Genomic DNA, 14575 nt, shown 5'->3' with positions numbered 1-14575 from the left:
GAAAGATTAAACAGCCTGACCGTAACCAACAACAAGGTGCAAAGAGTAACCGTCCAGCAATTAACGATGAGATCCGTGCAAAAGAAGTACGCCTCGTCGCTGCTGATGGTGAGCAAAAAGGAATTGTTTCATTAAATGAAGCACTGCGTGCTGCTGAGGATGCAGATCTTGACCTTGTTGAGATTGTCGCAAACGCTGAGCCGCCTGTTTGTAAAATCATGGATTACAACAAGCACTTGTTTGACCTGAAACAGAAGCAAAAAGATGCCAAGAAAAAACAGCATCAAGTGCAAGTGAAGGAAATCAAACTACGCCCAGCAACTGATGTAGGTGATTATCAAGTTAAGCTTCGTGCTATTTTGAAGTTCCTTGAAGAAGGCAACAAAGTCAAAATCACCTTACGTTTCCGTGGTCGTGAAATGGCTCACCAACAACTTGGTTTAGCTCAATTACAAAAAATTGAAGCAGATGTAGCTGAGTTTGGGGTTGTAGAGCAAGCTCCGAAAATGGAAGGTCGACAAATGGGTATGTTACTTGGACCTAAAAAGAAAAAGTAATACTCAAAAAAAGCACTGCAAAAGCAGTGCTTTTTTTTGCTTGTCATTTTCTAGTTTAGTTCCTTTAAAGTGCGATTTAATAACTTTTTGAACCAAAGTTATTCTCAAATTTTATGTGTTTTTTGGTGTTGGAAATATTATTGTATTACCCAAAACATGATATAACGCAAGACGCAGTCATGATAACGATGAATAGGAAAATAGAATGATTGATCTATATTATTGGGGTACACCCAATGGACATAAAATCACAATTGCCTTAGAAGAAATGGGACTGGATTACACTCTTTATCCAATTAATATTTTAGAAAATGATCAATTTCAACCCGACTTCCTGAGAATCTCTCCAAATAATAAAATTCCTGCAATTGTCGATCAGGATGGTCCACGTGGTGAGCCAATTTCAGTATTTGAATCAGGCGCAATCTTACAATATTTAGGTCGAAAAACTGGCTTGTTCTATCCAACCGACGAGCAAGAGCGAGTTGAAGTAGAACAATGGCTCATGTGGCAAATGGGTGGTTTAGGCCCGATGTTAGGACAAAATCATCACTTCAATCGCTTTGCACCAGAGAAAATTCCTTACGCCATAGAGCGTTATTTGAATGAAACTAAACGTCTATATGGTGTATTAAACAAACAGCTTATAGGGCAAAAGTTTGTTGCAGGCGAATACTCAATTGCGGATATGGCAATTTTACCTTGGATTTTGCGCTATGAATGGCAGGGTATTCAATTAGAGGATTACCCATATGTACAAGAATACATTGTTCGCTTAACAGCACGTCCAGCTGTACAAAAAGCATTATCAATTAAAGTTATCTAATTTTACTTGATAGGTAATGAATAAAGTGAAAGGTAGTTTGGTTTTAATTTAATATGCTAAGTTACTTTTTACTTTTTTTGAGTGCTTTTGGGGCTGCTACATTATTACCGCTACAATCAGAAGCTGTACTCGCTTCTTTATTATTAAAAAATCAACATTCCGCTTTTCTTCTCATTTCGATTGCTACTTTCGGAAATGTACTTGGTTCATGCGTGAACTGGTGGTTAGGTTTAAAAATAGAACAGTTTAAACATAAAAAATGGTTCCCAGTTTCTGAAAAACGTTTAGAACAAGCTCAACGTTTTTATTATAAGTATGGCTTTTATTCGCTGCTTTTAAGTTGGACACCTGTGATTGGTGACCCTATTACTCTGGTTGCTGGCTTATTCAAAGAAAATTTTTGGCGCTTTTTATTTATGGTTCTTATTGCTAAGGCTGGGCGTTATATTTTCATTTATTGGGTAATTACAGACTTTATTTAAAGTAAAAGCATCCGAAGATGCTTTTATTAAAAGGATTTAATTAGTCTTCTGAGCTTTTGGTAATGTCGACTTTAAATAGGTCGTTGGTTTTTAACCAACAGAACGTGACCACTGCAAGTGTCATACAACCACCAAAAATAGTCGCGGCAATCGTTCCCAAATATTTAGCTGCTAGGCCTGATTCAAATGCACCCAATTCATTACTAGATGAAACGAACATTCCATTTACAGCCGCAACGCGACCACGCATATTTTCTGGCGGGAAAATTTGCAAAATGGTTTGTCTAACCACAACTGAAATACTGTCACAAGCACCTGTCATCGCCAGTGCAAATAGTGATAACCACATATTGTTTGAGAAAGCGAAAAGAATCGTAAATATACCAAACCCAGCAACTGCGAGTAGCATATTACGCCATGCGTGCTGAGTTGGAGGAAAACGAGTCAAAGCAATCATGGTAATGAGTGCACCAATAGATGGTGCTGCACGCAGATAACCTAAGCCTTCTGGTCCCACTTTTAAAATATCTTCTGCAAAGATAGGCAGTAGGGCAATCACGCCTCCAAATAAAACAGAGGCAAGGTCTAGAGAAATAGCCCAGAGAACTATTTTGGTTTTCCATATAAAGCGGAAACCATCACCTAAGCTTTCTAATACATTGGTAGTTTCAATTTTAGGAAAGCTTCGTTTTTGTAATAAATTAATGAGAATAAAACAGATGCTAAGTAGGGCTGCAACACTAAAAAGACTGGTTTCTCTGCCTAAGTAAGCAAGCATAAACCCACCTAGCATAGGCCCAATAATCACGCCACTTTGCCAACCAATCGTTGTCCATGTTGCGCCATTGGCATAAAGCCCGCGTGGAATTAAGAATGGTTTCAATGATGTGGCAGAGGGATTGTAAAACCCACGTATGGTACCTAAGCCAAAAATCACTGCATAAATACCCCAAGAAAGGAAATTTACGCTGATATGGCCTAAACCATGTAAATGAAACAGTAGCCACAAAACTAAAGGTAGAGGCACTGAGAAAAATAAACAGATTTTCATAATGACCTGTTTATTAAATTTATCAGCAAAATAGCCACCCCAAAGCGATAGGGCAATAAATGGAATGGCTTCTGCTAATCCAATTAAGCCTAAAGTTAGAGGATCTTTGGTAATTTGATAAAGTGAATAAGCAACAATAATTTCTTGAATCAAAATTGCTAACGTTAAGCAAAATTGATTAATGGTAACAATAGAGAAATCTCTATAGCGCAGTGCAGCGAATGCATCATGTTTCTGCATTTGAAATATCGTATGTTGATAATTTGAACATATTATAGAGTGAAATAAGCCACGATGCTGAATTTATTAGCAATGACTACCTTCTAAAAAATGATATGAATTTTTTAGTTTGTTAAGTTGGTAATCCAAAAAAATGCTAAGAGTAGTTTTAATTTTAGTCAGCATGCTATAAAATACGCGCTTCCTTACCTGCAGGTCGATTTTGCAATGGTGCGATCGCGCCGAACAGGTGCCTAAAAGAGGTTACTATGGCTAAGTTAAAAACTCGCCGTGGTGCAGCTAAACGCTTCAAAGCGACTGCAAACGGTTTTAAGCGTAAACAAGCGTTCAAGCGCCACATCTTGACCAAAAAATCTGCTAAACGTATCCGTCAATTACGCGGCTGTGTAATGGTTCATGTTTCTGACATGAATTCAGTTCGTCGTATGTGCCCATACATCTAAGGAGATTATAAATGGCTCGTGTAAAACGTGGTGTAGTGGCTCATCGTCGTCACAAAAAAATTCTTGCTCGCGCTAAAGGTTACTATGGTGCTCGTTCACGCGTTTACCGCGTAGCGTTCCAAGCGGTAATCAAAGCTGGTCAATACGCTTACCGTGACCGCCGTCAAAAGAAACGTCAATTCCGTGCTTTATGGATTGCGCGTATCAATGCTGGTGCTCGTCAAAACGGTTTGTCTTACAGCCGTATGATCGATGGCTTGAAAAAAGCTCAAGTGATCATCGACCGTCGCGTATTAGCTGACATCGCTATGCATGATGCAGTAGCATTTGCTGCTTTAGCTGAAAAAGCTAAAGGCGCATTAGCTGCATAAGCTTAGAGATTCAAAGAAAGACCGCTTTTTAGCGGTCTTTTTTATTTTTAGCGGTTCTATTTTAAAAAGAGAAAATAATCAGAGATAAATGATGAAAGACGAAAAATTTTTAAATGATTTAATTCAAAAAGTGCAGCAAGGTCACCAGTATAAATACTTATATTTCTGGGGACATACTCCTAAACAAGCTGATCTTGTTGATAAAAGCTGTTTTAGCCAGTGGTTCCCAGCGCAATTTAAGGTAGAAGGTGTTGAATACTTTACTGCTGAGCACTATATGATGGCGCAAAAAGCAAAATTATTTAATGATGAAGAAATTTTTGCACGAATTTTGCAGGTTAAACATCCGAATGAAGCGAAGCAGCTAGGCCGTAAAGTGCGTAATTATGATGAACAGATATGGCAAGAAAATCGTTTTGACATCGTGGTGCAGGCGAATTTTGCTAAATTTTCACAGCATCCTGAATTGAAAAAATTCTTATTGGCAACGAAAGACCGTATTTTGGTTGAAGCATCTCCTGTCGATAAAATTTGGGGTATTGGTATGGCCCAAGACCATCCACACATCCAAGATCCATCTCTATGGCAAGGTCTAAATTTGTTGGGATTTGCTTTAATGCATGTTCGAGAGCAGTTTTTAACTGAATAGGTTGGTGTGTTATCAATGCTTCACTTTAAAAAGTACTAACGTGAGGGGAGTGAATTGAAACCATTAAATGACACAGATATTCGTATAGCCTCATTTAAGGATGCATTATCTATTGCAGAAGTACATGTGCAAGCTTGGAAAGAAATCTATGCTGGTATGGTTAAGCAAGAAATATTAGATGAGCTTAACGTACTAGATAAAGAACAGTTATGGAAAGAGATAAGCAGAAGTCCTGATCATCAGTTATTTATCTATACTGAAAATGGGGTAGTGAAAGGCTTTCTTGATGGTTATTTAAACCCAGAAAGTAATATTGCTGAAATTCTTGCTTTTTATCTTTTAAAAGAAGTTCAAAAACAAGGTGTAGGCCGTGAGTTATTCCAAAAGTTCTATCAATGCGCTTTAAATCAAGGTTATGCTTTTATTCGTTTAGAGGTTTTTAATAAAAATCCGAGTCGCTTCTTCTATGAAAAAATGGGAGCAAAGTTAATTGGTGAAGCCGAACTACCAGAGTTCGGCTTCGGAATAACAGAGTTGCTTTATCAATGGGAACTTTAATCTTGATTAAAGACCAAAATAATAAGCTAAGGCACAAATAATGATGGTTAGAACAATAAGCTTGATTACACCTGTTCCACCAGCTTTATGATGAGGTGCTTTTAAATGAGTTGCGGACTCATTCGTTGCATCAAAAGGAGAGGGTTTCTCAACAGGTTTTAATTGAGCTGTTTGATAGTGATTTGCTGCTTTCACAATCAGCTTTGCAAATAGGTCGTCAGTTTTGTGGGTAAAATTTCTTAAGTTAATAATTTGTTCTTGGTCTAAGTCTTCCCTTAAAGGATCATTTGCGGTGCGTTTCTTCTGCTCTAAATAATCTGATAAAGCCTGAGTGCGGTAGAGGAGTTGATGTGCACAATCAGCTGGGTAGTTTTCAGGAATAAGAGCAAGAGTCGGTTGATGATCTACCGAAATTTGATGTGTTGACCCATCAAAATATTTTTTCTCAAATTTAGGTTCTTCAAAACCTGCTGCATACTTACTTCGAAATAACTCAGTTTCCATAAAGTCAGCAATTTCATCCCATTGAGGTGCTTTTAAGTCAGCATCAACTTTCTTAGATAATTTTTCGTTCAGTTCAAAACGCCAAAAAGTTTCTAAGCGTAAATCACTACGCTGATTTAAAGGTGGTTCAAACTCGTTATCGCTGCTATACCATTCGGCAAGCTCATGGCCAAAAATCCATGCGATTTTTTTATTGTTTTGATGGCTCACAATAAAATGGGTATAAGGTAAAAGTTCTACATTATTATTTGGATTCTGCTCTTCATTTAAGATGGTTGATAAGTGAAGAGAGATTTGGGTTGTTCCCTGTTTTTTGAGTGCTTCTAGCCAAACTTGGAAATGTTGAGCAAGTAAATGCTGTGAAATTAAGTCACGAAACTGAAAACTATGTTGGTCAAAAATATGATGTTGTCGCCATTGGTTGAAGCTTGAATTCTGGCGAAGGTATTCATTACCGTAGGTCACAAGTGTAAGTTGTTGTTTCCAAATCTGATTGAGCGCCATAATAATTGATCTCATTGACGATAGTATTATTTTATACGTTTTATCTTTTTGTTGCCTAATACATTTTTCATGATGGATAAACTTCATCAATACGGTGAAAAACTGTTAGAATGCAGTGTTTTATTATATTTTTAAATTTGTTGCTTTGAGAGTTAATATGTCACTGGAAGCCCTGACCACAGAAGCGCTTGCTGCCATTGCAGCAGCTCAAGACCTTGTTGCACTTGATCAGGTGCGTGTGCAATTTACAGGGAAAAAAAGCCAGCTTGCAGAACAATCGAAAGCATTAGGGAAAATGGACCCTGAAGAACGCAAAGTACAAGGTGCTGCGATTCATGCTGTTCGAGAAACAATTAATAGCGCTTTAACTGAGCGTCAAACGGCACTACAACAAGCTGCGCTAGCGCAAAAACTAGCAAATGAGACCATTGATATTACTTTACCAGGTCGTGGACAGCGCATTGGTACAGTTCATCCTGTTACTCAAGTACAAGAACGTATTTGCCAGTTCTTTACTAAAGCTGGTTTTACAGTTGCAACAGGACCGGAAGTTGAAGATGACTATCATAACTTTGAAGCATTAAATATTCCTGGGCATCACCCTGCACGTGCCATGCACGATACTTTCTATTTCGATGCAAACCATTTGTTGCGTACGCATACTTCTGGTGTGCAAATTCGTACTATGGAAACAAGCCAGCCGCCAATTCGTATTGTATGTCCGGGCCGTGTATATCGCTGTGACTCAGACCAAACGCATTCGCCAATGTTCCATCAAATCGAAGGCTTGTACGTTGCTGAGAACACCAGTTTTGCTGAATTAAAAGGTTTATTAATTAACCTACTGAATGAATTTTTTGAGAAAGATTTAAAAGTACGTTTCCGCCCATCATATTTCCCATTTACAGAGCCTAGTGCAGAAGTGGATATCATGGATGAGCGTGGACGTTGGTTAGAAGTATTGGGCTGTGGCATGGTACATCCAAATGTATTGCGTGCTGCGGGTATTGATCCTGATAAATACAAAGGCTTTGCTTTTGGTTTAGGTGTAGAGCGTTTTGCAATGTTGCGTTATGGCATTAATGACTTGCGTATGTTCTATCAAAATGATGTGCGTTTCTTACGCCAATTTGCCTAACATTTTTTCAGGATTAAATAAGGTTTATAAAGATGAAGATTAGCGAAAATTGGTTACGCACATGGGTTAACCCAGCCATTGATAGTGATACATTATCTGATCAGTTGACTATGCTTGGTCTTGAGGTAGATGAACTAGCGCCTGTTGCTAAGCCATTTACTGGAGTGGTGGTTGGTGAAGTTCTAACAGTTGAACAACATCCAGATGCAGACCGTCTACGCGTCACAACAGTGAATATTGGTTCAGGTGAGCCTCTGCAAATTGTATGTGGTGCTCCTAACGTTCGTGCTGGTATGAAAGCACCTGTCGCAACTATTGGCGCAGTATTACCAGGCGATTTTAAAATCAAAAAAGGTAAGCTTCGTGGTGTCGAGTCACAAGGTATGTTGTGCGGTGCTTCTGAAATCGACCTTGAAGATAAAATCGATGGTTTGCTTGAGCTACCTGCCGATGCTCCAGTAGGGGTAAACATCCGTGAATACTTAAAACTTGATGATAACGTCATCGATATCAGTATTACGCCAAACCGTGGTGACTGTTTTAGTATCCGTGGTATCGCACGTGAGATTGCGGTAATCAACCAACTGCAAATGAATGAGCCTGAAATCAAGTCAGTTGATGCGACAATCACTGATGAGAAAAAAGTAGTGATCAGCACGGATGGTGCTCCACGCTATTTAGGACGTGTAGTTAAAAATGTGAATGTGAAAGCTGCTACTCCAGAGTGGATGGAACAAGCTTTAGCACGTTCAGGAATTCGTACTCACAGTATTTTGGTTGATGTAACGAACTACGTCCTTATGGAATTGGGTCAGCCAATGCATGCTTTCGATTTAGCTAAAATCGAAGGTACTGTGCACGTTCGCCAAGCTCAGCCACAAGAAAAGTTGCAACTTTTGAATGATCAAGAAGTTGAGTTGCAAGAAGATATAATGGTTATTGCAGATGACCAGAAAGCTTTAGCAATCGCAGGTATCATGGGTGGTCTAGCATCAAGTGTAACTGATGATACAGCTGATATCTTCTTGGAGAGCGCATTCTTCGCTCCACTTGCGATTGCTGGGCGTGCTCGCCGTTTTGGTTTACATACAGATTCTTCGCAACGTTATGAACGCGGTGTAGATTTTGAATTGCCATTAATTGCGATGAATCGTGCTTCTCAGCTCATTAAAGAATTAGCGGGTGGTGAGTTTGGTCCTATCACTGTAGCTGAAAAAACGGATTTACTTCCAAAACGTGAAGCTATTGAACTTAAGCAAGCTCAAGTAGACCAATTATTGGGATATCAAGTTGCTGCTGATTTCATTACAGATGCTTTAACTCGACTAGGTTGTAAAGTAACTGTTAAAGCTGAAGGTGAGTGGAGCGTTATTCCTCCATCACATCGTTACGATATGGCAATTTATCAAGATTTGATTGAGGAAGTTGCACGTATTGATGGTTATGACAATATCCAGATTAGTCTACCAAGCATGGATGTTCAGCTTGCTAAGTACCAAGATCGTTTTGAAATTGCACAGTTACGCCAAACAGTAGTTACTTTGGGCTACCAAGAAGCAATTAGTTTTAGCTTTGCTGATGCAAAACTTGAAAAGCAATTGAACCCACAAGTAAATCCATTAATGCTCGCAAATCCAATCTCAAGTGATTTGGCAGCAATGCGTAGCACTTTGCTTTCTAGCTTAATTCCTTGTGTACAATATAATTTAAACCGTCAGCAAAGCCGTGTGCGTTTCTTTGAGCTTGGTTTGCGTTTTGATTATCAAAATGCTACGTCTATTCAAGACTTAAAGCAAATCCCGACATTAGCTTTAATTGCTGTAGGTTCTCGTGAACCAGAATCATGGCATGCTAAGCCACAGCCAATGGATTTCTTCGACTTCAAAGGTGAAGTAGAAGAAGTTTTAGCTGCTGGACGTGTCAAAGTTGAATATGTACGCTCAGAGCGTGCTTGGTTACATCCGGGACAGTCAGCTGAAATTTTAGTTGATGGTAAATCAATTGGTTACCTAGGCCGTTTGCACCCATCTTTAGAAAATGAGCTCGATTTGAGCACAACTTGGGTTGCTGAGCTTGATCAGGCAGCAGTTTTGCAATCTTATGTATCTAATTTTACAGAATTATCACGTTTTCCTTCGGTTAGACGTGATATTGCGCTTTTAATCTCTGATAATATAAATGTTAGAGATATTCAGCAGTTAATCGAAAAAACTGGTGGAGAGCTTTTAGACTCTACTTGGTTATTCGATGTGTATACGGGGCAGGGTGTCGAAGAAGGTAAACGCTCATTAGCGTTTGCACTACTATGGCAACATCCTTCACGTACGCTTGAAGATGCTGAAATTAAATCTGGTATGGACAATATAATCCAAGTGTTAGAAAACACTTATCAAGCGACATTGAGGGCCTCATGACAGCACTAACTAAAGCAGACATGGCTGATCATTTAAGTGAGTTAACCAGCTTAAATCGCCGTGAAGCAAAACAAATGGTCGAGTTGTTCTTTGACGAAATTAGCCAAGCGCTGATTGCGGGTGAACAGGTTAAGCTTTCTGGTTTTGGTAATTTCGAACTTAGAGATAAACGCGAGCGTCCAGGACGCAATCCTAAAACAGGCGAAGAAATTCCAATTTCTGCTCGCCGAGTAGTGACCTTTAGAGCAGGTCAGAAATTTAGACAACGCGTTGGAAATGAGCAGATCGATTGATCTGCTTTTTTTTTATTTATAATTTTTAAGGGCTTAAAATAAGATATATTCTATAGGTGAAAAATATTATTTAAATAATATATAACGTACTTATTGTTTAAATTATAAAATTTAAGCATAAAAAAAGAGGACATAAAGTCCTCTTTTTTATCTAATCTAGAGTATAGATTAGTGTGCAGCAGAAGCAGCAGGTGCAGAAGCAGCAGCTTCAGAAGAAGCAGCAGCAGCGTCAACAGCTGAAGCAGCAGCAGTAGCAGCTTCAGAAGCAGCAACAGTAGCTTCAGAAGCAGCAGCTACAGCTTCAGAAGCAGCAGCAGCAGCAGGAGCTTCTTCTTTCTTAGAACAACCAACGAAAGCTAAAGTAGCAGCAACAGCAGCAGCAACAGCGAATTTTTTGAATAACATGGCATCACTCTCACAAAAAAAATTTGAGATTAAAAAAACCTAAGTTAGGCTGTTTGGCTTTTATTATTCCTAAACGTAGCTAGGTAACAACGCATGGAGCAGTCTAACTGGTCTGCCGCTATGCTATCACTGCGCATGTTGAAATACTACTGCCACCTGTCAAAAAAGCGCAGAAAAAATCAAAAAACAGGCTGTTTTTTAACAGAAAAAAACAATCAATTAGTTTGAATATATTGGAAAAGGTGTGAATAAGCTATTAAAAAACCTAATTTTTTTAAATTAAAAATATTTGTTTTCAAAAGCTTAAATATATTCTTACATAGAAAATAACAAAATGTATTTTTGTGTAAAGCTTGTCAACCAAATAAAAAAGCTACTCAATAGAGTAGCTTTTTTGAATGATAATAAAATTAATTAAGTTGAAGCTTTACGTTTCATTTGATCAAAGAAATCATCATTTGTTTTCGTTTCTTTCATACGATCAAGTAAGAATTCCATAGCAGCCAACTCATCCATAGGGTGAAGAAGTTTGCGGAGAATCCAGACTTTACGTAATTTATCTTCATCCATTAAACGTTCTTCGCGACGTGTGCCAGACTTTTTGATATTCATGGCAGGGAAGACACGCTTTTCAGCAATACGGCGATCAAGTGTAATTTCTTGGTTACCAGTACCTTTGAATTCTTCGTAAATTACATCGTCCATTTTACTGCCAGTTTCAATAAGCGCAGTAGAAATGATCGTTAAAGAACCACCTTCTTCGATGTTACGTGCAGCACCAAAGAAACGTTTAGGACGTTCTAATGCGTGAGCATCTACACCACCTGTTAGTACCTTGCCAGATGAAGGAATTACAGTGTTGTATGCACGAGCTAAACGTGTAATAGAGTCAAGCAAAATCACAACATCTTTTTTATGTTCAACAAGACGTTTTGCTTTTTCAATCACCATTTCTGCAACTTGTACGTGACGGGCAGGTGCTTCATCAAATGTTGAGGCAACAACTTCACCGCGTACAGTACGCTCCATTTCAGTTACTTCTTCTGGACGCTCATCAATAAGTAAAACAATAAGGAACACTTCCGGATTGTTTCTAACAATAGATTGCGCAATGTTTTGAAGTAACATTGTTTTACCCGCTTTAGGCGGTGCAACAATAATTGAACGTTGACCTTTACCAATTGGGGCAACTAAGTCGACAACACGAGCAGTTAAGTCTTCTGTCGTACCATTACCTAGTTCCATAACCAATTGTTCGGTTGGGAAAAGAGGAGTTAAGTTTTCAAATAAAATTTTATTTCGAGAATTTTCTGGCGTGTCATAGTTAATTTGATTAACTTTGAGCAACGCAAAATAACGCTCACCTTCTTTTGGAGGGCGAATAGTACCTGTGATGGTATCACCTGTACGCAAGTTAAAGCGTCGGATTTGTGAAGGACTCACATAAATATCATCCGGACCTGCTAAATACGAACCTGCGGCAGAGCGCAAAAAACCAAAACCATCAGAGAGAATTTCAAGAACGCCGTCACCAAAAATTTCTTCGCCATTCATTGCATGGCGTTTCAAGATCGCAAAGATAATATCTTGCTTTCGGTTACGAGCCATACCTTCAAGGCCCATAAATTCAGCAATTTTAATTAGTTCGCCGATTGGTTTTTTCTTGAGTTCAGTTAAATTCATAAGGGTCAGAATTAGGAAAGAGTAGAGTGTGGTTTAAAAGAAGAAAAATCGCTCGCATACAAAAAAGAGTATCGCAATTGTATTTACACAATAACAATTCAGAAGTCTGATTAACTGTTTCGAAGAGAAATGTGAAAAAACAATTTCTGTTGCCGAGTGGCGATCTTTATGTTTGTGTCTTGTAAGAAGCCGGACAGAAGACGATTCCCTTCAGTGCCTCTTGAGCATGCAATATAAGTGAGATCAGCTAATTTGTCAATTTATAGCCGAAAAAAATACGCTATATAGGTATAGCGTATTTTCATCTATAACGTTTCGTTTTAAACGTTTTCGTCAATAAAGCTAACGAGTTTAGAACGAGGTACAGCACCGATTTGTTGAGCTACTACTTCACCATTTTTGAAAAGTAATAGAGCGGGAATATTACGGATATTGTATTTTACTGCAGTATCTTCACAAGAAGTCACGTCAACTTTAACGATTTTTACTTTACCAGCATATTCACTTGATAAATCTTCAAGAACAGGTGCAATGGCTTTACAAGGCGCACACCAACCTGCCCAGAAGTCAACAAGTACAGGTGTTTCAGCATCAAGAACATCTGCTTGGAAGTTATCATCAGTTGTATTTACAATAGTCGCAGACATGGTACGGCTCCAATTTTTAGAAAAAAGTGCTATCACTGTGTGAGGATATAATCTCTATAAGTATTACATAGCTACTTAGTTCAATGTAAGGGTTTGATGCTATTATTCAAGGCTTAACTAAATTTGTCTAATGGATGCTCACGATATTCATCATCGGCTTGTACAATCGTTTAACAAATAGAAAAATATCGATGGCTAATAAATGTTGATGAAAATGGCTTTTCAATTGCATTCTTGTGAATTACTCTAGGCGTGAATTGTTATGGGTTTAGTTCAATAATGTCTGACTTTCTGATTGATGAAGAATTACTTGCTGCCATAGATATGGGGTCGAACAGTTTTCACCTTGCGATTGCACGGGTAGATCACGGTGAAGTTAAAAAAGTGGCTTCAATGTCAGAGAAAGTACAGCTTGCAGCTGGTCTGGATGAAAATAAAAACCTAACAGAAGCAGCGCAACAACGTGGATTAGCATGTTTAGCTCGTTTCGTTGGACGTTTAAGTTCGGTTCAACCCAATCGTTTAAGAATTGTGGCAACCAACGCTTTACGTCAGGCTAAAAATGGTCATGAATTTATTCAAAAAGCGGCCGAAATTTTACCTAAACCTATTGAAATTATTGCGGGTCGTGAAGAGGCTCGTTTGATTTATCTTGGTGTATCTCACACGATGGCTAATGGTGGACGTCGTTTGGTTGTAGATATTGGTGGGGGATCTACCGAGTTTATCATTGGCGAAGAGTTTGAGCCAATTTATACCGAATCATTACAAATGGGATGTGTAGCTTATACAAAAGCTTATTTCGCTGATGGCGAAATCACACAAAAAGCCTTTGATAAAGCTGTAGTTGCTGCCCGTAAAGAACTTTCAGCAATCGCAACGACTTATAAGATGGAAGGTTGGGATACTGTTGTTGGCTCAAGTGGAACGATTAAAGCTTGCCGTCAAATTATGGTGAATATGGGGTTAAGTGACGAACAAGAAAATGTCACTCGAGAAGGCCTATATAAACTCAAAGATAAACTACTTAAGTTCAAAAATATTTCTGAAATTGATTTTGAAGGTTTACGAGAAGATCGACGAGCAGTTTTGCCAGCCGGATTGGCAATTTTGTACGCAGTTTTTGAAGTTTTAGAAATTGAACGTTTGGCATATTCTGATGGTGCATTACGTGAAGGAGTCATGTATGACCTGTTAGGTCGTTTTAAGCATGAAGATATTCGTGATCGTAGTGTACAGGCCTTAATGGGGCGCTATAACGCCGATCCTAAACAAGCAGAACGTGTCGTAAATACAGCCCAACATTTATTTGATGGTGTTGCAAAATCACTTAATTTAACTAGTGAAGACAGTGACTTACTACGTAGAGCTGCCTATTTGCATGAAATTGGTTTAGCAATTAGTCACGGTGGATATCATCGTCATGGTGCTTATTTATTACAGCATTCTGATATTCCTGGTTTCTCACAAATTGATCAAAATCATCTTTCACATTTAGTTGCTCACCATCGACGTAAATTACGTAATGATGTAAAAAATGAAGTTTTGAAGGCTGGCGGTAATAAATTACTTTACTTAAGTTTATTACTTCGCCTTGCAGTTTTACTCAATCATAGTCGCAGTGATCAGATGCTTCCTGCCATTGAATTAACCATCATAAATGATCAACAATGGCAGCTTAGTGTTTCTGGTGATGCCAAACAATGGCCATTGTTAGTTGCCGACTTGCATGATGAGCAAGAGCAGTTTAAGCATTGGGACATTGAATTGAATATTCAGTCGGAAAAATTTATCGATTAAAGGGATAATA

General features: G+C 38.5%; 17 protein-coding genes and 1 pseudogene. 13 read left to right on the top strand and 5 right to left on the bottom strand.

The window, feature by feature from the left end; translation table 11 throughout:
- The first annotated feature begins 5 nt into the window (after window positions 1-5).
- The 3 genes from infC to NE363_RS15345 all read left to right on the top strand — a co-directional run bounded on the left by infC (window position 6) and on the right by NE363_RS15345 (window position 1865).
- Window positions 6-557, top strand: coding sequence for a translation initiation factor IF-3 (gene infC, locus NE363_RS15355; protein WP_077162708.1), 552 nt, complete (start codon window positions 6-8; stop codon window positions 555-557).
- A 205-nt stretch (window positions 558-762) separates the two neighbouring features.
- Window positions 763-1383, top strand: coding sequence for a glutathione S-transferase N-terminal domain-containing protein (locus NE363_RS15350; protein WP_019456643.1), 621 nt, complete (start codon window positions 763-765; stop codon window positions 1381-1383).
- A gap of 53 nt (window positions 1384-1436) precedes the next feature.
- Window positions 1437-1865 carry a YqaA family protein gene (locus NE363_RS15345; protein ID WP_445535396.1) on the top strand — a complete coding sequence of 143 codons (429 nt, stop codon included), beginning with the start codon at window positions 1437-1439 and terminating at the stop codon, window positions 1863-1865.
- 40 nt (window positions 1866-1905) lie between these two features.
- Here NE363_RS15345 and nreB read toward each other — a convergent pair whose 3' ends face one another.
- Window positions 1906-3156, bottom strand: a complete 1251-nt coding sequence (nreB, locus tag NE363_RS15340) for a nickel resistance MFS transporter NreB (RefSeq protein WP_445535395.1) — start codon at window positions 3154-3156, stop codon at window positions 1906-1908.
- Window positions 3157-3294: 138 nt separating this feature from the next.
- On the opposite strand from nreB, the pseudogene NE363_RS15335 reads away from it, so the two are divergent.
- From NE363_RS15335 to NE363_RS15315, 5 genes and pseudogenes are all read left to right on the top strand, one after another.
- A pseudogene (locus tag NE363_RS15335) lies at window positions 3295-3393 on the top strand (hypothetical protein); the annotation flags it as partial.
- Between the two features lie 11 nt (window positions 3394-3404).
- Window positions 3405-3599, top strand: coding sequence for a 50S ribosomal protein L35 (rpmI, locus tag NE363_RS15330; RefSeq protein WP_002054552.1), 195 nt, complete (start codon window positions 3405-3407; stop codon window positions 3597-3599).
- An 11-nt stretch (window positions 3600-3610) separates the two neighbouring features.
- The gene (rplT, locus tag NE363_RS15325; RefSeq protein WP_000124858.1) at window positions 3611-3970 is read left to right on the top strand and encodes a 50S ribosomal protein L20; all 360 of its coding nucleotides are present in this window, start codon (window positions 3611-3613) and stop codon (window positions 3968-3970) included.
- Between the two features lie 91 nt (window positions 3971-4061).
- Window positions 4062-4619: an NADAR family protein gene (locus NE363_RS15320; protein ID WP_107973744.1), complete on the top strand. Its 558-nt coding sequence runs from the start codon at window positions 4062-4064 to the stop codon at window positions 4617-4619.
- Window positions 4620-4673: 54 nt separating this feature from the next.
- Entirely contained in the window at window positions 4674-5177 is a 504-nt protein-coding gene (locus tag NE363_RS15315) for a GNAT family N-acetyltransferase (RefSeq protein ID WP_445535394.1), read from the top strand.
- A 6-nt stretch (window positions 5178-5183) separates the two neighbouring features.
- On the opposite strand, the gene NE363_RS15310 is transcribed toward NE363_RS15315, so the two are convergent.
- Window positions 5184-6185: a hypothetical protein gene (locus NE363_RS15310; RefSeq protein WP_445535393.1), complete on the bottom strand. Its 1002-nt coding sequence runs from the start codon at window positions 6183-6185 to the stop codon at window positions 5184-5186.
- A gap of 157 nt (window positions 6186-6342) precedes the next feature.
- Between NE363_RS15310 and pheS the strand changes: the two genes are divergently transcribed.
- From pheS to NE363_RS15295, 3 genes are read left to right on the top strand one after another with little or no spacing between them, the layout of a single operon-like run.
- Entirely contained in the window at window positions 6343-7323 is a 981-nt protein-coding gene (pheS, locus tag NE363_RS15305; protein ID WP_002054514.1) for a phenylalanine--tRNA ligase subunit alpha, read from the top strand.
- 32 nt (window positions 7324-7355) lie between these two features.
- Window positions 7356-9737 carry a phenylalanine--tRNA ligase subunit beta gene (gene pheT, locus NE363_RS15300; protein ID WP_019456648.1) on the top strand — a complete coding sequence of 794 codons (2382 nt, stop codon included), beginning with the start codon at window positions 7356-7358 and terminating at the stop codon, window positions 9735-9737.
- Window positions 9734-10030, top strand: coding sequence for an integration host factor subunit alpha (locus tag NE363_RS15295; RefSeq protein WP_000126166.1), 297 nt, complete (start codon window positions 9734-9736; stop codon window positions 10028-10030). The genes pheT and NE363_RS15295 overlap by 4 nt, the downstream gene beginning before the upstream one ends.
- Window positions 10031-10198: 168 nt before the next feature.
- On the opposite strand, the gene NE363_RS15290 is transcribed toward NE363_RS15295, so the two are convergent.
- A complete protein-coding gene (locus NE363_RS15290) occupies window positions 10199-10435 on the bottom strand; it encodes a hypothetical protein (RefSeq protein WP_019456649.1) in 237 nt (78 codons plus the stop codon).
- Window positions 10436-10528: 93 nt separating this feature from the next.
- On the opposite strand from NE363_RS15290, the gene NE363_RS15285 reads away from it, so the two are divergent.
- Entirely contained in the window at window positions 10529-10663 is a 135-nt protein-coding gene (locus NE363_RS15285) for a hypothetical protein (RefSeq protein ID WP_081400256.1), read from the top strand.
- A 186-nt stretch (window positions 10664-10849) separates the two neighbouring features.
- On the opposite strand, the gene rho is transcribed toward NE363_RS15285, so the two are convergent.
- Together rho and trxA are read right to left on the bottom strand one after the other, a co-directional pair.
- Complete coding sequence (gene rho, locus NE363_RS15280) at window positions 10850-12118, bottom strand: transcription termination factor Rho (RefSeq protein ID WP_001054522.1); 1269 nt, start codon at window positions 12116-12118, stop codon at window positions 10850-10852.
- Window positions 12119-12438: 320 nt separating this feature from the next.
- Entirely contained in the window at window positions 12439-12765 is a 327-nt protein-coding gene (gene trxA, locus NE363_RS15275) for a thioredoxin (protein ID WP_002054512.1), read from the bottom strand.
- Between the two features lie 279 nt (window positions 12766-13044).
- On the opposite strand from trxA, the gene ppx reads away from it, so the two are divergent.
- A complete protein-coding gene (ppx, locus tag NE363_RS15270; protein ID WP_004698565.1) occupies window positions 13045-14565 on the top strand; it encodes an exopolyphosphatase in 1521 nt (506 codons plus the stop codon).
- Window positions 14566-14575 lie beyond the last annotated feature (10 nt).

This window comes from Acinetobacter sp. G18 (assembly GCF_052660225.1).
The sequence above is the reverse complement of the archived record's forward strand: the minus strand, read 5'-3'. Positions and strand labels throughout refer to the sequence as shown.